Origin of the sequence: Solidesulfovibrio alcoholivorans DSM 5433 (genome assembly GCF_000702665.1) — a bacterium.
GTDB classification, from domain to species: domain Bacteria; phylum Desulfobacterota; class Desulfovibrionia; order Desulfovibrionales; family Desulfovibrionaceae; genus Solidesulfovibrio; species Solidesulfovibrio alcoholivorans.
On the sequence record NZ_JNJA01000008.1, the window covers coordinates 29,447 to 50,357 of the forward strand.

At 62.2% G+C, this 20,911-nt stretch carries 13 protein-coding genes; 3 read left to right on the forward strand and 10 right to left on the reverse strand.

All coding sequences use genetic code 11. The features are described from left to right. Positions 1–411 precede the first annotated feature (411 nt). From Q368_RS0114420 to Q368_RS27040, 9 genes are all read right to left on the reverse strand, one after another. A complete protein-coding gene (locus Q368_RS0114420) occupies positions 412–864 on the reverse strand; it encodes a PP2C family protein-serine/threonine phosphatase (protein ID WP_029459762.1) in 453 nt (150 codons plus the stop codon). Between the two features lie 585 nt (positions 865–1,449). Next, the gene (locus Q368_RS0114425; protein ID WP_052360176.1) at positions 1,450–2,208 is read right to left on the reverse strand and encodes an alpha/beta hydrolase; all 759 of its coding nucleotides are present in this window, start codon (positions 2,206–2,208) and stop codon (positions 1,450–1,452) included. Between the two features lie 335 nt (positions 2,209–2,543). Next, positions 2,544–4,118, reverse strand: a complete 1,575-nt coding sequence (locus tag Q368_RS0114430; RefSeq protein WP_052360177.1) for a carboxylesterase/lipase family protein — start codon at positions 4,116–4,118, stop codon at positions 2,544–2,546. A gap of 538 nt (positions 4,119–4,656) precedes the next feature. After that, positions 4,657–5,727, reverse strand: a complete 1,071-nt coding sequence (locus tag Q368_RS0114435) for an AI-2E family transporter (protein WP_029459765.1) — start codon at positions 5,725–5,727, stop codon at positions 4,657–4,659. 92 nt (positions 5,728–5,819) lie between these two features. After that, complete coding sequence (locus Q368_RS0114440; RefSeq protein WP_156955745.1) at positions 5,820–6,209, reverse strand: hypothetical protein; 390 nt, start codon at positions 6,207–6,209, stop codon at positions 5,820–5,822. A gap of 264 nt (positions 6,210–6,473) precedes the next feature. After that, positions 6,474–15,119: a GH36-type glycosyl hydrolase domain-containing protein gene (locus Q368_RS0114445; protein WP_211249780.1), complete on the reverse strand. Its 8,646-nt coding sequence runs from the start codon at positions 15,117–15,119 to the stop codon at positions 6,474–6,476. Positions 15,120–15,334: 215 nt separating this feature from the next. Then, entirely contained in the window at positions 15,335–16,861 is a 1,527-nt protein-coding gene (locus Q368_RS0114450) for a B12-binding domain-containing radical SAM protein (RefSeq protein ID WP_029459768.1), read from the reverse strand. A 215-nt stretch (positions 16,862–17,076) separates the two neighbouring features. Next, the gene (locus Q368_RS24770; RefSeq protein ID WP_245611356.1) at positions 17,077–17,583 is read right to left on the reverse strand and encodes a tyrosine-type recombinase/integrase; all 507 of its coding nucleotides are present in this window, start codon (positions 17,581–17,583) and stop codon (positions 17,077–17,079) included. Continuing rightward, a complete protein-coding gene (locus tag Q368_RS27040; RefSeq protein ID WP_245611368.1) occupies positions 17,507–18,037 on the reverse strand; it encodes a hypothetical protein in 531 nt (176 codons plus the stop codon). The genes Q368_RS24770 and Q368_RS27040 overlap by 77 nt, the downstream gene beginning before the upstream one ends. A gap of 292 nt (positions 18,038–18,329) precedes the next feature. On the opposite strand from Q368_RS27040, the gene Q368_RS0114460 reads away from it, so the two are divergent. Then, the gene (locus Q368_RS0114460) at positions 18,330–19,451 is read left to right on the forward strand and encodes a tyrosine-type recombinase/integrase (protein WP_162179652.1); all 1,122 of its coding nucleotides are present in this window, start codon (positions 18,330–18,332) and stop codon (positions 19,449–19,451) included. A gap of 18 nt (positions 19,452–19,469) precedes the next feature. Here the strand turns inward: Q368_RS0114460 and Q368_RS25790 are convergent, their stop codons facing one another. After that, complete coding sequence (locus tag Q368_RS25790; protein WP_156955747.1) at positions 19,470–19,967, reverse strand: helix-turn-helix domain-containing protein; 498 nt, start codon at positions 19,965–19,967, stop codon at positions 19,470–19,472. Positions 19,968–20,121: 154 nt separating this feature from the next. Here Q368_RS25790 and Q368_RS25795 point away from each other — a divergent pair, with 154 nt between their 5' ends. Beyond that, a complete protein-coding gene (locus Q368_RS25795; protein WP_156955748.1) occupies positions 20,122–20,325 on the forward strand; it encodes a helix-turn-helix domain-containing protein in 204 nt (67 codons plus the stop codon). Between the two features lie 2 nt (positions 20,326–20,327). Continuing rightward, complete coding sequence (locus Q368_RS24780; RefSeq protein WP_084158817.1) at positions 20,328–20,774, forward strand: helix-turn-helix domain-containing protein; 447 nt, start codon at positions 20,328–20,330, stop codon at positions 20,772–20,774. Positions 20,775–20,911 lie beyond the last annotated feature (137 nt).

A 20,911-nucleotide genomic window follows, 5' to 3' on the forward strand; every position in this document is an offset into this window, starting at 1 on the left:
GCGTTCGCGCATGGCCGGTTCGGTGGGCAGCTGCATCAGGTTGTTGGGCGAAATGGCAAAGGTCAGGCTGGAGACGCCGACTCATGGCGCCGAAATGCCGCGTGACCACGAGCGGTTGCAACAGCACCGGCCTGCCCGGGCATTTTCCGGTGCGGTCGTAGCCCAATCATCCCATCGGCGGCTAGGGGCAGGGATCGTGGGATGACCTGGGAAGACATTGGCTCGCTTCCCATCCCGTGCCCATATGTTCGCGGATACGGTTGGACAGGCGTTGGACGAAATAATGTCCACTCGTGGCACCACGCCTCTCGCCGTAGCCTCGGCACAGGGAAGAGCTTCGACGATCCGGGAGGACCGAGAAGACAGGACAAGCCGGACCGCCAACCGTGGGATGCATCTCCGGGACGTGGATCAGGGGCCGACACGGACGAGGACCGCGGTCACATTGTCCTGGGCCTGCCGGTTAAGGGCTACTTGGAGGAGTTGTCCGCAGATGCTTTCCGGTTCAGTGGCAGTGGCAGTGGTCTTGGCGAGAATGCCCCCCAGCCCGGCACCGTCGACGGCATCCGTGAGCCTGTCCGAGCAAAGGAGATACAGGTCTCCGGGTTCGAGGGCGACGGGAACGATATCTACCTCCAGTTCGGAGGACATGCCGAGGGCCCGGTAGATGACGCGGCGTTCAGGGCTGCGGGCGGCCTCGTCCGAGGACAGAAGCCCCTGGCGGACCTGGGCCATGACCAGGGAGTGGTCCTCGCTTAATTGCGTGAGACTGCCTTCGCGAAACTGGTAGGCCCGGCTGTCGCCGACATTGGCCAGGACGAAGCCGTCGTCGCAGCGGTACAGCCCGACCAAGGTGCGGCCCATGCCTGCCCCTGTCGGAGATCCGAAGCTTCGCGGGCGTCGATTTTGTCCATGAACTGCCGCACTTCAACCGCGCTCGGGGCCTGGGCCAGAGCGTTTTGCGCCGCAGCCCGCGCTCCCGCCTGATGGCGCCAGATGCTGGCGTTGACCCGACGTAGCGAAACATGAGGTCCACGTGCCTCCGCATCGGGAAACGGGGGACGCCTCTTCGTAAGCCAAGGGTGGCATGGAGTCGAGGGCACAAACCGTTTCGATTGCCCGGACATGCGGCCGAAACGCGGTCATGCCGCGAACACGCCATGCTCCCCTTCCCGTCCGGAGGGTTTCAGGCGGATGTCCAAGGCCTTTCCCGCAGTGGCGTTGCAGGGCGACCAGGCCGGTCTTGGGACGGGGTTGCGCCTGAGTCCGGCCCGGTGCCGACCCCTGCCGTCGTCGGCCCGTGTGGGCCACGTGGGGAGTGACGCCCTGTTCCGGTGCCGGCGCATGTTTTCTCGGGGCCTGCCGCATGTTCGAGCGCATCGTACACCTCCCGGGATACGGCGGCGGCGTGCCAGGCCCGGCAGACCGCCGTCGTCAGGGCCAGCGCTGTTATTGCTTGAACACGTCGTCGAGCCAGTCGAACGCCATCTGCGCCACGAGGCTGCGGTTTTCCATGACGCAGTGGTGGGAGGCGACGAGCCCCTTGATGGGATTGGGCAGTCCGTCGAGGCACAGTTTCTGCTGCCGGCGGGTCTCCTCGCCCTGGTTTTCGCCCTCGCCGACCAGGGACAGGGCGGGCACGGTCACCTTGGCCGGGTCGAAGCTGAAGCCCGTGTTGGCCTCCACCAGGCCCGGGACGTCGTCCAGGGCAAGCCCCCAGCGCCAGGCGATGAGCTTGACGGTATTGGCGTGAAAGGGGGTGAAGGTCTTGACCTTCTCCGGCGTGGCCGTGACCACCGGGGGCATGCTGGCGAACAGGGGATGGGCGTCCACCACGCAGGCGTTCATGATCACGGCCTTGATGCGCGGGTCGTGCTGGGCGGCCTGGGGGGCGAATCCGCCGCCGCCGGAGATGCCGAACACGGCCAATCGGGCGGGATCGACCTCCGGGCGGGAAAGGGCGTAGTCCACGGTCTTGGTCGCCGCCTGATGCATCTGCGGCCGAAACGGCATGCCTTCGAGGGGCAAAAGGCCCTGGCCGGGCATGTCCAGGGTCATGAAATTGTAGCCGCGCTGGTGGGCCTGGGGCATGCTGTAAAAGACGAGATCTTCGGCGAAGGTCTCGCCGCCGCCGAGCATCAGAAGCGTCTTGCGCGGCGTGGCATCGTTGGCGGCCTTGCGGAAATAGCCGGGCAGCAGGGTTCTCATGGGCCGCCGCGGCCAAAGCCTCCGGCCAGGGACGGCAAGGGCAGGCGGCATGGACCGCGTAATCTGGTCCCTCAAGCAGAAGACGCCTGACATTTTCCTTACGGGTAAGTCCGGGACCGGGCCTTTGCGATGCAAAAACGCAATCGAGGGGGATTGCCCCGCGTCATGACTGCCGCCGACCTTCCGTTCGCGCGTATCGCTGCCGTGCTGGAAAGCGGACGCCGACACCTGACCGCTTGGCCGCTTGGCCGTGCCGGGGGGGCCTGGCCATGGCCCGGGCCTGGAGCCCAGGAACAGGAAGCGCGGCGGGGTGCGGTCGGGGGCGGCGGGTGGCGTCACTTCGGGCGAAACCGCGACACCTGGTCGATGAAGTCGCACTGCGCCCGGTACAGATGCTGCTCGGCCCGGACGGTGTCGGCGAAATTCAGGTTCCAGTCGGAGCCGGCCTCGAAGACGGGCCAGGGGGGGAGTCCCGGGCCGTTGGGATCGCCGGTTTTGGCGAAATGCACCCAATAGGCCATCATTTGCCGCGACAGTTCCCTGTCCACATCCGTGTATCCGTCGCCGGCCTCCGTGCGGCCGAAGACGTAGGCCAAGTCCACGCCGTGAAAAGCGCCCAGTTCCCGGGCGCGTGCCGTGTCCGGCCGCCGGGTGAACCGGTACAGGAAGGCCTTGGCGTGGGCGCCGGACAGGGACCGGGCCATGAGCCGGGCCGGCTGGGCATTGACGGCCACGGTGACGCAGCGGTCTATCGCCGGGGCCACGTCCGCGTCGGTGACGGCGGGAAACAGGCGAGCGGCCTCGTCGGCTCGCCCCCCGAAGCGCACCTTGAGGAAGGTCGCGTATTTTTCGCGATCAAGCCCTGTTTCCCCGCGCAGGTAGGCCGAGCCTTCGTTGCCCGTGCTGCCAAGGATCATGGGTACCCGGGGCCAGGTGTCGTCGGCCAGGGCGGCTGCGGGATCGCGGGGCAGCACTTGGCCGTCGAAGACCGGCGCGAAGAAAAGGCCTTCGTCGAAAAGCCCGGTGCGGCAGTCGGCGGCCGCGATCACCCGCTTTGCCGGGATGGCGCGCAGGCAGGCCGCTGCATCCGGGGCCTTGTCGCAGCCGAGCCGCGCGCCGAGTTCCCGGCCCATGGCTGCGGCATGCTGCGGGTCGCCGTCAAAAGCCGGGGTCAGGTATTCCGAGCCGATGATGGGCCCGCCGCTCTGGGCGATGGCCTGCTGGAAAAGTCCCCGGGCGGCGGGGCTGAGGGTGAGCAGGGCAACCGAGCGCGAGCCGGCGGACTGGCCGAAGAGGGTCACCCGCCCGGGATCCCCGCCAAAGGCGGCGATGTTGCGTCCAACCCAGGCCAGGGCCGTCATCTGGTCCTGCAGGCCGTAATTGGCCGGGAGCGCGGCGGTCCCGCCAGCGGCCAGCTTCGGATGGACCAGAAAGCCCAGGGGGCCGAGGCGATAATTGAGGCTGACGACCACGACGCCCAGGCGGGCCAGCCGGCTGCCCTCGTATTCCTCCATGGAGGCCGACCCGAAGTTGAATCCGCCGCCGTGAATCCACACCATGACGGGCAGGGGCTCGCCCTTTTCCCGGACCGGGGCCCAGACATTGAGAAAAAGGCAGTCCTCGTTGCCGGCGTTCTCCAGCGGTCCGCCCTGGGGACAGGCGGGACCGAAGGCCATGGCCTGGCGGGGCTCGGTCCAAGGCGCTGCCGGCTGGGGCGGCCGCCAGCGCAGTTCGCCCACCGGTGGGGCCGCATAAGGAATGCCCAGATACCGGCGCACGCCGTTGGCCTGAAGCCCCTGCACGGGGCCGCTGTCGAGGACGACCGGATCGGAAGGAACCGGGACCGCACCGCTGGAGAGGGGGATGGCGAGCAGCAGAAAGATGCCCGCCGTCAGCAGCAATGTCCGCATAGCGCCTCCATGCAAACGGCCCTCCTTTGGGATCGCCCGGATCGGGGAATGTCCACGCATTCTGCTCTGCTGCTCAAAACCCATTCGTTTTCAATAGCCAAGGGAGCGCTGGCAAACCGTTGGCCCTTTTCTCGTCGGATAACCGGGCGGATAACATTTTAGCCTGGAATTTCGGGAGGATGCAGAGCGCAACCCGATTTCTTGGGAAACGAGATCCGCTTTTCAGCGTCGTGAAACGATCCCGGACACTTTTTCCGCTCAAAGGTGTTGGCCCTGGGTACCCGTTGCGAACTGAAAAAGCCGGGGCCAGAAAGGCGAGGCGCGGGCCTTGGAGAGGGGCATGCCCCGGCGGTGCGCCACTCCCACACAGGTGCTCCACTCCTGTCAAGGGAGGATCCGAGGATGCAGGTCCGTGTCCTTCATGGTCACCCTTCGGCGCTGACCATGACAGGCTGTCCAATTTCCCGCGACCACCTCAATCCTCGCGGTCCATCCTTTTCACCAAATCCGCGTATGATGGCCAATCCCTGTCCACGGATCATGCTCCAGGCGACGCATGGTCGTCCGTTTCCTTTTGGGCATCGAAAAAGATTTCAAGGAAGAGAAATGAGATGCTGAGCGCCAACGGCCCATACAACAGCCCAAGGGGGCCAAACATAAGAACTCCTCCGATAATGGAGACGAACACCCAGACCAGGGACATGCGCGCCGTACCGCGCATGAAAAGCGGGCGCACGACGTTATCGACCGAATTGACGATCAGAAGCCAGTAGAGCGCGAGGAAGATCGCCATTTTGACCGAGCCTGTGGCGATAAGGGAAATAATCGCCGGAAGCATGATCATGCTGAGTCCCACAACGGGTATCAGCGATGCAATGACCGCGACGGCCCCCCAGAGCAGCGGACTAATCCCCGCGATCCAAAGCCCGATGCCGGTGACCACCCCGATGGCGACGCTGGTGCCCAGGCCTCCCAGGAGCACGGCCTGGGACACCGCCTTGAAACGCGCGATGATCGCGTCTTCCTGATCCCGCCGCAGCGGCGAAGCCTTGCGCAGCAGCTCCATGAGACGCTCCCCTTCGGCCAGAAGATAAAAAAGGAACATGACCAGCACGAGCAGTTGCAGCCCGATGCTGGCAATCCCTTTGCCGGCCGAAAGGAACCACAGGCCGATGTCCCCCCCGGAGGATAAGGCCAAGGTCTCGATTTTGCGCAAATCAATGGAGGATACGTCGAGGTAGCCTTTGGCCCAGTTCGGCAGGGGAAGCGCGTGGATCCAGGCCACGGCTTCGGTAAGCCCGCCGGTCCGAAACCAGGTGATGGTCGTGTGAATGAACGTGACGGCCTCGCTGGTCAGCAGGGTCGCCAGTCCTGCCAGCGGCAGAAGCACGAACAGGATCGTCAGCAGGCTCAGGATGGTTGCGGCAAGGAACCGGCGCGTTTGGACCGGGCGGGGCAGCCGCCTCCGCAAGGGGTGCACCAGGGTGGCCAGGACCAGGGCGAGAACCATGGCATGCCTGAATGGCCACAGGAGTGTGCCCATGATCGCGATGGCCGCCAGGAAGATAGCCAGAAGAAAAGGCCGATAGAAGTTCGTTGATGGTGCCATGTTTTTGGCCAGCGTCGTTACTGTCCCGCATCGTCGCAGACGGCGTCTCCGGTCCTTTGGAGTCGCGTGAAACGGGAGGACCGCCTGCGCGACTACTTCCCGATATGGAAGTCAAAATGCTCGACGCCGATTATGCCGGCGCCAGTGCCCGAAAACCCGGCGGTGACAAACTCGAAGGAGCCAAGACGACCATCTTCGCAGGTGACCGTGCCCTTGCCTTTTTGCTGCGAGGCATGAACAAAATCACCCTTGCAGAGCACGCCCTTGTTCGTCGTGAGGGTCAAATTCCCCTCGCCCCCAAAGTGCACTGTCGCCTTTCCGGTGAACGTCTCGGTGCTGTTGAGCACTGCTCCATGGATAGGAAGCGTCATTGCATGTGCTGGGAATATCAAAACAAGAAACAGGACTGCGAAAGCAGCCACCAGCTGTGAAGAAAGCTTGAACAAGTTGTACATGACAGCCCTTTTTAAAATATTTTTCAATAACCGTTTCCTGAGTGTTTCTCAAGATAACGGTCTAGAATTTTTTTGCTACTTTTACTATATATCACACTATAAAATTTTGTCCATCCTGCCGGGATATCTTTGCTACATTCTTCCGATACCTCCCCAGGGACGGTTTGCACAAAGACGCCCCGTCCCTGGGGAGGCCCATCCCGAAGCTCCGCAAGAAGCGCGGGGAAGAGCCCCTTTCCCGTGGGTATTCCCCTGAGAGACGGGCAGAGATGCCAGAAATGTCGACTGCCGTCAGCGTACCTCCACCGCGACATGGTGCACCCGGCGGTCATCCGCCAGGGGGATCAGGCCTTGCGCCCGTCCCGCTCCCGTCTCGATCGTTTCATTGACCATGACGCCGTCCAGCGTCACCTGTATTTCCCGGGTGGCTTTTGCGCCAAGACGCCTGACCGTGATATGATACACGGTTTCGCGGTGGCGGTAGTGGATTTTGTAGGAATCCCAATGCGCCGGCATGCACGGCGCGAGGCGCAGCCGGTCCACCTCCAGCGTAAGGCCGAGCAGCGTTTCCACGGTCAGCCGGTACATCCAGCCGGCCGCCCCGGTGTACCATGTCCAGCCGCCCCGGCCCGTGTGGGGCGGGGCGGCGTACAGGTCCGCGCTTATGACGTAGGGCTCGACCTTGTAGCGGGCGATGGCTTCCGGAGAATTCCCGTGACTGACCGGGGTGAGCATGGCGAAGTACTCCCAGGCGCGTTCCCCCTCGCCCAGCCGGACCAGGGCCATGGTGGCCCAGATCGCGGCATGGGTGTACTGGCCGCCGTTTTCCCGCACCCCGGGCACGTAGCCCTTGATGTAGCCGGGTTCGAGGTCCGAGGCGTCAAACGGCGGGGCGAGCAGCTTGATGCACCGCGCGTCGCGGTCCACGAGACGTGCATCCACCGCCGCCATGGCCTGCCTGGCCCGTTCGGGATCGCCGCCGCCGGACAGGACCGCCCAGCTCTGGCTGATGGAGTCTATCTGGCAGTCCACGTTTTCCAACGAACCAAGCGGCGTGCCGTCGTCGAAGTAGGCCCGGCGGTACCAATCGCCGTCCCAGGCCTGGGCCTCGATGTCCTCGCGCAACCGGGCGGCCTGCACGGCGCATGTCTCCGCCATGGCCGCGTCCCCCCGGCCGCGCGCCAGACCGGCGAACAGCTCCAGGTTCTCGTACAGAAACCAGGCCAGCCAGACGCTTTCGCCCCGACCGGCCCGGCCGACGCGGTTCATGCCGTCGTTCCAGTCGCCGCAGCCCATAAGCGGCAGGCCGTGCGCGCCGAAACGCAGCCCGTGCCGGATGGCCCGGACACAATGCTCATAGAGGCTGGCCGTTTCCGACGAGCGTTGCGGTTGGTCGTAATACGACTCCTCGTTCGGATCGAGTTCGCGGCCTTCCAGAAACGGCACGCCTTCGTCGAGGACGCCCGTGTCCCCGGTCGTTCGCACGTAGCGGGCGACCGCATAGGGCAGCCACAGATAATCGTCCGAAAAATGGGTGCGCACGCCCTGGCCGTTGGGCGGATGCCACCAATGCTGCACGTCGCCCTGGGGAAACTGGCGTCCGGCGCAGCGCAGCAACTGTTCGCGGGTAAGCCAGGGCGCGGCATGGACCAGGGCCATGGTGTCCTGCAACTGGTCGCGGAACCCGTAGGCACCGCCGGATTGGTACAGGCCGCTGCGCCCCCAGAGCCGGCACGACAGCGTCTGGTAGAGGAGCCAGCCGTTGGCCAGCACATCGAGCGCCGGATCGGGCGTCTCCACGTTGACCGCGCCGAGCGTGCGGTTCCAGTGTTCCCACACCGTTTCCAGGGCCAGACGCGCCCCGGCCGGGCCGCCGAAGCGTTCGATGAAGTATCGCGCTTCGTCGCCATTCCGGGCCGCGCCGAGGAGAAAGACGATCTCCCGCTCTTCTCCTTCGGCCAGCTCGATCCGGGTCTGGAGGGCGGCGCACGGATCGAGGCCGGCCCCGGTCCTGCCCGAGAGAGACTTTCGGCCAAGGGCGGCGGGATTATTCGGGCTGCCGTTTCGGCCGAGGAATTCGGTCCGGTTTCCGGTCACCGTGCGTTCCCGCTCGCTGACCTGGGCAAAGACGATCCGGCCGCCGCATTCCCGGCCGTAGGTGTTGCGGGCGAAAACCGCCCCGGTCAGGGGGTCCTTTTCGGTCACGACGTGCAGGAGGTTGGTGTGGCGCCACTCCCCGAGCACCAGTTCGAAGTAGCCGGTCAGCGACAGGCGGCGCGGCCGCCCTGAATGGTTGCGCAGCCTCGCCACCATGAATTTGACCGGCGCGTCCATGGCGACATAGGTGGAGAGTTCCGAGAAGATGCCCCCCTCGTCATGCTCGAACACGCTGTAGCCGAAGCCGTGCCGACAGACATATCCGGCTCGCCCCGGGGCGGGGAGTCCCGTCGGCGACCAGAACTCCCCCGTTCGTTCGTCGCGCAGGTAGAGCGCCTCGCCACCGGCATCGCCGACAGGGTCGTTGCGCCAGGTGGTCAGCCGGAATTCGTGGGCGTTTTCCGCCCAGGTATAGGCGCTGCCGCATTCGCTCACGACCGTGCCGATGTGGGGGCTGGCGATGACGTTGACCCAGGGCGCGGGCGTGGTCTGGCCGGGCTCCAGGATGATGACGTATTCGCGCCCGTCGGGCGTGAAGCCTCCCAGGCCGTTTTCCAAGATGCGCTCGCGCGCCGGGAGGGGCGGGACCGGTTCGGCGGCCGGTCGCGGCCAGGCGTCCAGCCGGTCAGGCAACCGCCGGGTCGGCAGGTGGCGTCCCACCTGTTCGGCCAGGGTTTCGGCGGAATCGGTCAGCACGACCCGGGCGACCGTCTGGAAGAGCACCCGGTCCTCTTCGGAGAGTTCCTCGGCCCGGCGCACGAAAACCCCGCCCGGCCGGTCGATGACCGCTGCTTCGGGACCGGCGTGGACAAGCCCCATGATCCGGTCGTGGAGCACCGCACGGTAGCCCGAGAAATCCTCGTTTACGATCACCAGGTCCGAGGCCAGTCCCTTCAGCCGCCAATAGGCATGGGCGGCAAGCATCTGGGCGACCAGATCGATGCGGTCCATGCCGCCGATGCGCACCAGGACGATCGGCAGGTCGCCGGAAATGGCGAAACGCCACAGCCCGGACTGGCCCAACTGGTTGCGGGCGATGACGCTTGGCGCGGCGCGATGCAGGGCGTTGCCGAAAACGACGCAGGAGGCCAGGCGTCCGTAAACCTGGGCGTCGGCTTCGGCCGCGCCCAGGTGACGCAGCACTTCCTGACTTTGAAACCAGGCCATTTCAAAGGCCCGCTCGACGAAGTGCCGGTCGCCGTATTTGTCGATGACGGCCAGGGCGGCCTCGCGCGTGTCCGCGACGCCGGAAATGATCTGCACGGTCGCCGAGGCGTCGGGGGACAAGGCTATGGCGCGACGGATGGAGACGATGGGATCGAGCACCGCTCCGGCGGTATTGGAGAGTGTTGCCGGGCCACCTTCGTCCAGGGCCAGGGGGGTGGCCGCCGTTCGGCCCCGCCCGATGAAGACGGCCCGATCCGTCTCGTAGGAGGGTTCGCCGGTGGACACGCCGGGGGCGGCGAACAGGTGGAACAGCCACGGCGTCCGTTCGTCCGACGTGCGTGGCCGGCGCGAGCACAGGATCGCCTGGCGCTGCGGCAGAATCTCGGTCTGCACGAAGAGGTTGCTGAAGGCAGGGTGGGACAGGTCGGCATTCTGCGGGGCGAGCACGACCTCGGCGTAGCTTGTCACCTCGATATGCCGAGGATGCGAGGACAGGTTGGTCAGCGTGAGCCGACGGATCTCGACGTCGTCCTCGGGCGAGACGCTGATTTCGGTGTGGGTTTCGATACCCTGGTCGCGTCGCCGGTATTCGGCCCGCGCCTGCACGAAGGCCGCCTCGTAGCGTTCGGCCGGGCGCAACGTCGGCTGGTGGGCGCTGGACCAGTACCGCCCCGTGTCGCTGTCGCGCAGATAGATGAACGTGCCCCAGGCGTCGCAGGTGGTGTCCTCGCGCCAGCGGGTGACGGCCAGATCCTGCCAGCGGCTGTAGCCGCCGCCGGCATGGGTGGCCATGACGTGGTAGCGGCCGTTGGAGAGCAGATGGACCTCGGGCAGGGGCGTATCCGGGTCGGTAAAGACGCGCATGATCGCGCCCGCTTCCGTGGCCGGGGGACGAGCGGCGGCGCTCACTTCGGCGGTGTGCGGGTGGAGCGTGGCTTCGTTTTTCGGCACCCGCTCCTGCAACAGCGACTGCGTTGCACGGATGGAGGGCGCGGCCATGAACCGGCGTTGCATCGGTTCGCCAAGCAAAGCCTGGGCGAACGCCAGCAGGCTCATGCCCTGGTGGTGCGCCATGAACGCGCGCACGACGGCGTGGTTTTTACCCCGGGGCACGCGCGCGGGGGTGTAGTCGACCGCCTCGTAGAAGCCGAACGCGCCCTGGAAGCCCTCGGATGCCAGGCGCTCCAGGTTGCGGCAGGCCTCGCGCGGGGCCACGAGCAGGGCCAGGGCGCTGGCGTAGGGCGCGATGACCAGGTCCTCGCCGAGCCCCCGCTTGAAACCCAGCCCGGGCACGCCGAACGCCCGGTACTGGTAGGCCTGGTTCAGGTCCACGGCGTTGTAGCAGGATTCGGAAATGCCCCAGGGCACGGCGCGTTGCCGGCCGTATTCGATCTGGCGCGACACGGCGGCCTTGCAGGTCTGGTCGAGCAAGGTGTGCTCGTAATGGGCCATGACGAGTTGCGGCATGAGGTACTCGAACATCGAGCCGCTCCAGGAAATGAGGCTCGGGTCGCCGCCGTGGCTCGTCAGCAGGCGGCCCAGGGAAAACCAGTGCTTCTGCGGCAGTTGCCCTTCGGCAATGAGCAGGAAGCTGGTCAGGCGCGCTTCCGAGGCGAGCAGATCGTAGCAGGATGGGTCGCGGCGGCGTTCGCCCACGTCGTAGCCAATGGCCAGCAGGTCGCGCGACGTGTCGTAGAGAAAGACGAAATCCATGGTCGCCAATTCGCGGCAGCGCTCCAACAAATCGTCGATGACGCCGAGGCGTCGCCGGGCTTCCCGGGCCTGGGGGAGCGTTTCGGCGGTGAGCGCGCCTTCCCCGGCCAGGGACGCCAGGGTCGGGTTGTGCCCCTGCGCTTCTGCCCCTGGCGCAAACAAGCGGAACTCTTCGCACAGGGCATGGACCTGCCGGTTGAAGGCTTGCACCCAAGCATGCAGCACGGCGTCGACGGCGTCGTCCTGGGGCAGTGCGGCCTCCAGGCCATCCCCCATGTCCTTGAGCGTGGCCAGGACTGCGCCGACGGCCGCCAGGCTACCCGGCGGGCCCTGCTGCCTGGCGTCGCGCAGCGCATTTTGAAGCTGCGCCACCTGCCTGGCGATATCCGGGGCGCGCGAGGCGGAGACGTGTTCGGCCAGCACCCGCACGGTATCCTCAAGCCCCGCCAACGCGCGGGTGGACAGCACCGGCTGGTCCTTGAGCTCGGCCAGTCCCGCCTGCAAGGTGAGCAGGCAGCCGGCCAGATTGCCGCTGTCGACCGTGGAGACGTATTGGGGACGAAGCGGCATGAGCGTGCGCGTGTCGTACCAGTTGTAGAAATGGCCCCGGTAGCGTTCCAATTTTTCCATGGCCGCCAGGGTGTCCCCGGTGCGGCGCAGCAATTCCCCGGTGCCGATGTAGCCGAAATCCCAGGCGGCCAGGTTGGCCAAGAGGGCCAGGCCGATATTCGTCGGCGAGGTGCGCGAGGCGAGCATCTCGGTGGGGTATTCCTGAAAGTTGTCAGGCGGCAGCCAGTTGTCCTGCGGGCCGACGAATTGCACGAAAAAATGCCACGTGCGCCGGGCCGCCCCCCGCAAAAAAAACCGCTGCTCGGTGGTCAGCGCCGCAACCGGAGCCGCGAGCGGCCGGCTGATCCACCAGGCCACGACCGGCGATGCCAGCCAGAGCAGCAACACGGGCGCGCACCAGGGCAAGGCCGCCTGTTGGCCAAGCGCCAGGGCCAACGCCACGGCCAGACTCGGCGCGAACCACATCTCCAGGGCAAAATCGGCCAGGGTACGGCGCGCGTTGCGCCGCGCATAGGCGGGACCGTGCCAGAGCAGGAGGCCGCGCCGTGTGAACAGCATGCGCACGCCCGAGCCGGCGATCGCGTCCAGGCAGACAAGCGCCTCGTAGGGCAGAAAGGCCAGGGCCAAAAGCGCAAGCAGCAGCGGCCGGCCGGCCGATTTGCCGGTCTGGCGCAGTTGCGCCGGCCAGGACCGCTCCCCGGGCTTTCGCGCGAGTTCGAGCAGGGTTCCCGGCAATACGGGCAGGAAAAGCACCCCGAGGACCAGCAGCGTCCAGAACCAGGCCGGCCCGGGACCAAGGAGCCAGCCGACGGCCAGCAAGGCGCAAAGCGACGGTGCGACGAGGCTGCGGCGCAGGTTGTCGCACAGCTTCCACACCGACAGGGCCGTCAGCGGATTCGCTCGTCGCCGCGCTTTCGCCTCCCCCGCGACGGACGGTCCGGGCACGCGCGGCATCAGCCAGCCGGCCAGCTGCCAGTCCCCCCGAATCCAGCGGTGCCTCCGGCTGACGTCCATGGCATAGCTGCCCGGATGCTCCTCGACGAGGTCCACATCGGTGACCAGGGCGGAGCGGGCATAGCCGCCTTCCAGAAGGTCGTGGCTCAGGATGAGGTTTTCCGGGAAGCGCCCGTCCACGGCCTGGCGGAAGGCGTCCACGTCGTAGATGCCCTTGCCGATAAAAGAGCCCTCGCCGAAAATGTCCTGGTAGGCGTCGGATACTTCGCGGGTATAGGGATCGATGCCGGCTTCGCCTGCGAAGAGTTTCGCGAAGCGCGACTGCCCGGCGCTGGCCAGACTGATGGAAACGCGGGGTTGCAGGATGGCGTGGCCGTCGATGATGCGACCCTTGGCGGCGGCGTAGACCGGACGGTTGAGCGGATGGGCCATGTTGCCGACAAGCGCCCGGGCCGCGTCCCGCGGCAGTTGCGTGTCGGTGTCCAGGGTGATGACGTAGCGGATCGAAGGGAGGATGGACGCATCGCCCACGGTTTCCGAGAAGGCGGATGCGCCTTCCCCGCGCAGCAGGGCGTTGAACTGCTCGAGCTTGCCGCGCTTGCGCTCATGGCCCATCCAGGTCCGTTCGAAGGGGTTCCAATCCCGGGGCCGGTGGAACAGGAAGAAGATGCACGGGCGGTCGTCGCGGTAGATGGCGTTGAGTGCCTCAAGCGCCGCGCGGGCATGGGCGAGCGAGGTGGCGTCGGTTGGCAGCGCGCGTTCGGACGCATCGGGGAAATCCGTCAGCAAGGCGAAAAACAGATTGGGGTCGCGATTGCCGAGGTAGCGGATTTCCAGGGCATCGACGAGGGCAGCGATGTCTTGCGGGGAGCCGAGCAAGGTCGGGACGACCACCATGGTGCGGTGCTCGGCGGGGATGCCTTGCGAGAAATCCAACCGGGGCAGGGGGTGGGGCGGCAGGAGCCAGGTGGCCGCCAGGTTGACCAGCGGAACGGCCAGGGCCGAGCCGCCGAGCGCGCCGGTGATCGCGACAAGCCAATACCGCCAGTCCCCCGGTGCAAACCCGCCGAAGGCGGCCACCGCAACCCAGGCCATAAGGATGGTCAGCAGTAGGATGGGGCCGACGTACAGGACCAGACGGATCGTCCGGGCCGTCCGGCCGACTCTTGCCGCAAGCGACAGGCGGCAATCGACCGCCCGTTCCAGCACGGGGCGTCCGCGATCGAGCAGGTAGTAGCCGACATGGGCGGCGCGGTCGTCGGCGCCGAGGCGCTGCGCCGCCCCGCGCGCAAGCGAGAGGGCTTGCCGGGTCACCTCCAGTTCGCTTTGCGCACTGCCCCTGGCCACCTCCTCGACGACATGCCGGCAGCGGTCGCGGGTGGCGAAATCCTGCCGGGCGTGCATCCCGGCCGGGTCCTCGCGCAAGGCCTGTTCGACGAGGCTTAAGGACTCGACGTACTTTTTCCAGTCCATGGCCCCGATGAAACGCAGGCTGCCAATGCTGTTGGCGATGGAGAGCTGGTTGGTCGCGGCGGTCCGGCCGGCGGCCTCGGAAAGCTGGGTAGCGGTCACCCCTTGTTCGAGAAGTTTCTGGCCGATCCACGTCTGAATGAAGGCCATGGAGGCTCCCTGGGTATGGAGCCTGGCATGAAATTCCTCCACAAAGGCCGCGGTCAGGGGCACATCGGCGTTGGCGAATTCGGCCAGCAGCAGGATAAGCTTTTTCGGTTCCTTCTCTGCCGTAGCCTGCATGCGCTGCGCCCAGGTGATGGCCGCGTCGCGCTCCTCGCGCCGACGCGCGATGCGGATCGCGATGCGGCGGATGTTTTCCAGCAGCGCGAGCTGGAGCATGATCGGGAAGGCCCACAATTCGCCGAGCATCAGGGGTTCGGCGGTCTGGTAGGCGGCAACGAACTGGGTGGCGTTGTCGTTGTCGACGCGGCCGTCCATGTGCGAAATCAACTCTAGCGCCAAGTCATAGATGCGGGGGAATCCAGCCGACGGCCCCTCGGCCAGTCGCGGCAACTGCCGGCTGTAGCCTCGGGGCAGATGCCGGCGGGCCAAGCTGATCTGCTGCTCGATGAGATAGAAATTATCGAGCAACCAAGCCTCGGCCGGCACGACCCGTCCCCCCGGCGTGGCCGTGACCGTCACGATGTCATAGGCCGCCCGCAATGCCCGGGCGTTGTCCGCAAGCCGAGGCAGCAGCATGTCCGGCCCGGGGTGGGGATCAAGGGCATGCAGGCCGGCCAGTTTGACGGCGTGCAGCGTGAGCTGCTTAAGACTGTACAGTTCCGACCGCAGCAACTCGGTATCCTGCTCGTTCCCCAGGACGCGGCGCGCCCGGATTTTCAATCCGACCTCTTTGATGCTCATGTGCATTCCTTGATCGAGCCCGAGATCATGTGCGCAGGCATTGCCTTTTGTCCTGTGTCTGCTGCGATCTTAAGCCAGGTTGTCACCCTCGTTATTGGTCTCAACATCCGGTGAGGTTGTTATGATTGGTTTCCCAGGGATCGGGGCGCGGTGGCCCATTGCCACAGCGTCGCAACAACGCGTCCCGGCCGTTCCCGCCATTCGCGGCCCCTGCCTCACATGGTATGGGAGGAATTATCCACAGGGGCGTCGGCCCAGGCATCCGTGGCCAAAAGAGCCCGCTTGGCCACCAATTGAAAGTGCCGGCCGAGGATGGCCAGTTCCACGGCTACGGGCAGTGCCTTGCGCTTGGTCAGGGCTGTTTTAAAAATGAGCTTCCAATAGTCGAGCCTGGCCCGGGACAGGATGCCGATGCGCCACAGGCTTTTGAGGAAGGCTTGGAAATCGCCCCGGACCAATTTGCCACGGGCTGTCGGATTGTAATTCCTCAGAAACGTATTGATTCGGTCATAGTAGTTATTGGGTGCGTAAAGTGTGGACAGGAGGCGTTTGTAGCCCTGGATCAGGACTTCGCGGCTCATGGTCGGGATGAAGTTCAGGCTGGCGTCCGTGTTTTCGCCAGTGGCGTCGCCCAGAAGCCGGTTCTCGGCCTTGAGTCGTTGCCAGAGTCGTGTTTTGGGCATGGCGGTGAGGATACCGACCATGGCCGTGACCACCCCGATCTTCTGGATGAAACGGATTTGCTGTTCGAAGATGCTTTCCGTGTCGCTGTCGAACCCGACGATGAACCCGCCCATGACCTGCAGGCCGTTTTGATGCAGGGTCTTGACCGCCTGGGAAAAATCCGCGGCCACGTTCTGTTTCTTGCCGCATTCCTTGAGGCTGTCCGTGGAGGGCGTCTCGATGCCGATGAAGACCTTGTGGAAATTGGCTTTGCTCAGCAGGCGCACCAGTTCGCCGTCCCGGGCCAGATTGATGCTCGCCTCGGTCATGAATTTGAAGGGATAGCCGTGCCGGGCCTGCCAGTCGATGAGCCGGGGCAGGAACTGTTTCACCGAGGCGATGTTGCCGATGAAATTGTCGTCCACGATAAAGACCGGGCCGCGCCAGCCGGCCTCGTGCAGGCTTTCCATTTCACGCAGCATCTGGTCGGTCGATTTGACCCTGGGCCGACGGCCGTTTAGGACCACGATGTCGCAGAATTCACAATCAAACGGGCAACCTCGCGAGTATTGCACGGACATGGTGACATAGTCCCGGAAGTTGATCAGTTCCCAGAGCGGGATCGGAGTCGTCGCGATGTCCGGCCTGTCGGGCGTCGTATAAAGGGGTTTCGGCGTCCCCCGGGCAAGGTCCTCAAGGAAGGGCGGCAACGTGAGTTCGGCCTCGTTGAGAACGAAATGGTCCACGCCCGGGAAGCGCTCGGGCTGGGCGGTAAAGGCCGGTCCACCGGCCACAATGCGTTTTCCCATGGCCTTTGCCCGGGCGATGATGTCCTTGGCTCCGGCTTCCTGCACGAGCATGGCGCTGATAAAAACCATGTCCGCCCAGGCCAGGTCCTCGTCGCTCAAGGGGGCAACGTTGACATCGGCAAGTCGCTTCTCCCACTGCGCCGGGAGGAGGGCGGCGATCGTCAGCAGCCCCAGCGGCGGAAAGGCCGCTTTTCGGGAAAGATAGGGCAAGATATGCTTAAAGCTCCAGAAGGTATCTGGATAAACTGGGTAGACCAGAAGAATTCTCATAATGCATCACCCCGCTCGATGGTGTGTGTTACATCAGAATCCGGCACTCCCCCCATGTATACGCAAAAAACAGGAAAGTTCACTAGCAATTATTCTCATATTTCCTTCGCCTGAAGCATTGCTTCGCGATGCAGCTTGCCGATTTTCGTAGACAAATAGCTGGCCAGACTCGGGCGGCAACGTAACAATATGACATTGCAGGCGAATATGCCGATTTATAAGGGCGTCTTCCCGGCGTCATTCGACATCGTGCTGATTTGATTTTCCCTTTGTCCAGACAAGCAGGCGGGGTGAGAGTGCGTATTTTGGAACCGACTCGGCATACCCACCCGGGAGACTCCCTTGGCATTGGCAAACTTTGGAAGGTTATGCTTGGAGGCCTTCTCCTGTTGCTCCCGGCGTTTTTTCGCCTCGGCCCCTTTAACGTCACTTGAAGGACGCAGGCTATGGACGGCAGCTCTCGTAGCGACAGGAATCAAATGGGTATATCGCATGGTCATAGTGATGGTCTTGTGCTGCATCAATGTCTTGATGTGAGAGATGTCCGTTCCTGCCAAGGCAAGCCAGGAAGCAAACGTGTGCCGTAGAGTATGGAAGACTATCTGATGCCTGGTAGTTTCGGCGTGTTTATTAAAGCCAATTTCCTCAACAGGGTCTGCAAATCGATGAATAAACCTCAAACCATCGCGAACGTCCTGTTGGCAGTTTAGGACGCGAAACACGCCGCACAGGATTGCCCAACGATTCCATACCCCAGTCTGAGGCCGCGACCTCAAAGAGTCGCGAGAGCAAGGCAAGATCAAGTCGGATCGTATGAGGCGAGACCTCCTCGGCTTCGCGTTCCTTGATGAAGTCCGCAATGTCCTTTGTGCGGATCGCTGCGAGGAAGCGGGCGGCCAGTACGCGCCGCTTGAGGCCCTTGATTCGAAGGAATTCCCGATCAGGATGGGCGAGACGGGGAAGGTAATCGGTTTCATACCGATCCAGGGCTCGGGCCAGCGTCGTGGACTCCGCTTCGGATCGTGAAACGAACACACCCCGATCCATTTCTGATTCGATTTCGCGCGCCCATTTTTCCGCGTCGAATTTGGTGTCAAAGGTCCGGCAGGTGACGGACCACCCCTTGTGCCGGATGCGGGCTTCCCAGGAGTCCCCACGGGGCCGAATGGTGGCCATTGCTCCACCTCCGTGGAGCTAGATGGAGCAGAATTGGAGCAAATTCGCAATAAAAAGAAGAAGGGGTCAGCCTTTCGGCTAACCCCTTGAAATTTTTGGTGCGCCCGGAAGGATTCGAACCTTCGACCTACGGATTCGTAGTCCTAGACTCGCCTAAAGCAAATTAAACAGTCCGGGCCTATTGTGCTAGGATAAGGCAGAATTTTTAGTGGCCACGAATTAAGTATCCTTTAGAATGGACCAAGAAAATCCAGTTTGACCCGTCGAGTGTGTACGCATTATGTACGCAGCCATGGGAATACAAATCTATTGTCCTGCTTGCCGTTCCGCCTTCGCCCTCGGCGCGAAGGTCTGTCCCAAATGTGCCGCCAACCTCGCTCGCAACCGCAAATACCGCGTTGCCGTGTCCCATGCAGGGCGGGTCAAGGTCAAGATCGTCGATGGCTCACTTGAACTGGCTCGACAGGTCGAATCGAAATTAAAAAATGATGCCGTCCAGACAGGGGTACTCGGCGTCACCAAAGCCCCAACACTCGGTGAAGCCTGGGATAAATTTTTGGCCTGGGCGAAAATTAACAAACGATCTTGGCGGGATGACCAATACCGCTGGGATATGCATATTGCGCCTCGGCTCTCCGGCCTCCGGATGAACGAGATCCAGCCCAAGGATATCCAATCGGTCCTTGACGGGATGGCGCTCGCCGGGGCGGCTCAGGGGAAACCCTATGCGGCTGCGACGATCCGGCAGGTTTTCGTTTTAATAAAAAGAGTTTTCAACTGGTCTTATCAGCAGGGGGGGTATGATGGGGCCAACCCCTCCGAGCGGATTGACCCGCCTTGTGTGGATAATCGGGTCACCGAGTGCTTGAGCCAGGAGGAAATCGGGCGGTTGGTCGCGGTCTGCGACGCTTGGCCGAACCGGACAGCGGCCTTGGTTGTTAAGTTCGCTTTATTCACAGGCCTTAGGCAGGGAGAAATTTTGCATTTACGCTGGCAGGACATCGATTTTAAAAATGAAATGCTGACGATCCAAGCCGAGATGGCAAAAGGTAAAAAATCAAATACGTTAAGGCTCAGTAGAGCAGCACTGGACGTGCTAAACGAAGTCCAGTCCCTACGGATTGATTCTGGATGGGTGTTCGCGAACGGGGCAGGGGAGGAGCGGAAGCAGTTTGGGAAAATATGGGAGCGAATCAGGGCGAAAGCAAATCTCCCGGAAGGATTCCGCTTCCACGGCCTTCGCCACACATTCGCGTCATATGTCGCCAGTAGTGGAAAAGTCGATCTTTACACATTGCAAAATTTGCTGACGCATAAATCTCCACAAATGACGCAACGGTACGCGCATTTACTTGACGAAGCCATGAAGCGGGCGACAGGTGTTGTAGACGATATATTCGGTAACAATAAATAATATCAGTACGTAATCTTCTTAATCGTTTTTAACTCCTTCATTTTTAATATATGTTTTAATGGTCTCTTCCGTTGTGTCGAAGACTAAAGGCAATAAATGGTCTATGATTGTACTAAATTCTTCAATGTTCTCCTGAAAGTTTGATTCGTCAAAATATTTATTTGTAATATCTCCTGTTAAGAGAAAATTATATATTTTTGCTGAGCGCGCTGCATATTCAGGTAGTATGATATTGATATTATTGTTTGAAATATAAATGTAGACTTTTGCAGAGATAAAATCAAATATTAGCGTTGATATCTGCCCTGGCACTTGCGTCTCTTCCTCTTCCCCAGTCAACAGCCAGTCAATATCTATACTCGTCAGTTTTTTAAGACGAAGTAAGAATTCAGTGTTGGGTATGGTTTTTCCCGCCAAATATGAATAAAGCGTTACGTGGCTCACACCCAACGCTTTAGCCTTTTCCTCGACGGACCCAGGGATCTCTTCCAGAATTTTTTTTAGCCTTTCGTGCATCTGTCTGGATTCCTTTGATTAAATAATTCACAAATCACTTGAAAGTGATTTGAAATTTATTGACGCCATTTTTAATCTCTATTAAAAATGGCCCACACGCACTCTGGGAATATTTAATCCTCCCACGGGAAAATTTCAAGAAGGGAGCAGTATTATGGAACACACTGAAAAGATTAAAGAACTTGAAATTAAAGCGGGCTTAGCACTGGCTGGACTAACTGTCTCCGACATCGCGCGGCGCTTAGGGGTAAGTCAGTCTCATGTGCAAAAGGTTGTAGTCTCACAGCGAGGCAGCAATAAAGTCATGGATTACATCAATAGCGTAAAAAAGAACGTTACTATTATAGTGGAAGAATAGTCATGGATATCCCATCTATTTCAATCCAGGTTCCGATGACCCGTGCGGAATGTCTTGCCGTCGCGCAGTGTATGCGTGATTCAATCATTACCCTTGCACAGACCGGGCTTGCCAAGAAGTACCGTGCCGCAAAGCGGAGCACGCAGTACGACGCATATATATTACAAACTTTGGCACATGAGATTTCCTGGATGAGAACTTTCTCTGCACTCGCTGGTGAGCAAATCGATATGGTTACATTCCGCGAAGAACTTAGCGCTGCTCTTTGCGCTGATCAAGATTTAACAGGAACAAACTCAAATATGATCACATTTGAGGAAGCCGCAAAACTCCTGCATAAATCGGTCAGTACGATCAAGCGTTGGCGCGATATGGGCCGCAGCCCAGAGATTTTTGTTAAAATCGGTGCGGCTTGGTACGTCGACCGAACAAAATTACAGGCCGCTTAATCAACACAATATTACATCGCACGGCGCTCCAATAGAATATAGATGCGAAAGCAATAGTAATTGTACTCGGCTTCGCGCTGTGCTGCATCAACAAAATGGAAGGGATGTTTGAACAACGAAAGACCCCGGTGGCCGCC

Coding starts and splice junctions, on each gene's coding strand:
- Q368_RS0114420 (WP_029459762.1), bottom strand. CDS start 864: ATGGGCCGCACCTTGGTCGGGCTGTACCGCTGCGACGACGGCTTCGTC.
- Q368_RS0114425 (WP_052360176.1), bottom strand. CDS start 2,208: ATGAGAACCCTGCTGCCCGGCTATTTCCGCAAGGCCGCCAACGATGCC.
- Q368_RS0114430 (WP_052360177.1), bottom strand. CDS start 4,118: ATGCGGACATTGCTGCTGACGGCGGGCATCTTTCTGCTGCTCGCCATC.
- Q368_RS0114435 (WP_029459765.1), bottom strand. CDS start 5,727: ATGGCACCATCAACGAACTTCTATCGGCCTTTTCTTCTGGCTATCTTC.
- Q368_RS0114445 (WP_211249780.1), bottom strand. CDS start 15,119: ATGAGCATCAAAGAGGTCGGATTGAAAATCCGGGCGCGCCGCGTCCTG.
- Q368_RS0114450 (WP_029459768.1), bottom strand. CDS start 16,861: ATGAGAATTCTTCTGGTCTACCCAGTTTATCCAGATACCTTCTGGAGC.
- Q368_RS27040 (WP_245611368.1), bottom strand. CDS start 18,037: ATGGCCACCATTCGGCCCCGTGGGGACTCCTGGGAAGCCCGCATCCGG.
- Q368_RS0114460 (WP_162179652.1), top strand. CDS start 18,330: ATGGGAATACAAATCTATTGTCCTGCTTGCCGTTCCGCCTTCGCCCTC.
- Q368_RS25790 (WP_156955747.1), bottom strand. CDS start 19,967: ATGCACGAAAGGCTAAAAAAAATTCTGGAAGAGATCCCTGGGTCCGTC.
- Q368_RS25795 (WP_156955748.1), top strand. CDS start 20,122: ATGGAACACACTGAAAAGATTAAAGAACTTGAAATTAAAGCGGGCTTA.
- Q368_RS24780 (WP_084158817.1), top strand. CDS start 20,328: ATGGATATCCCATCTATTTCAATCCAGGTTCCGATGACCCGTGCGGAA.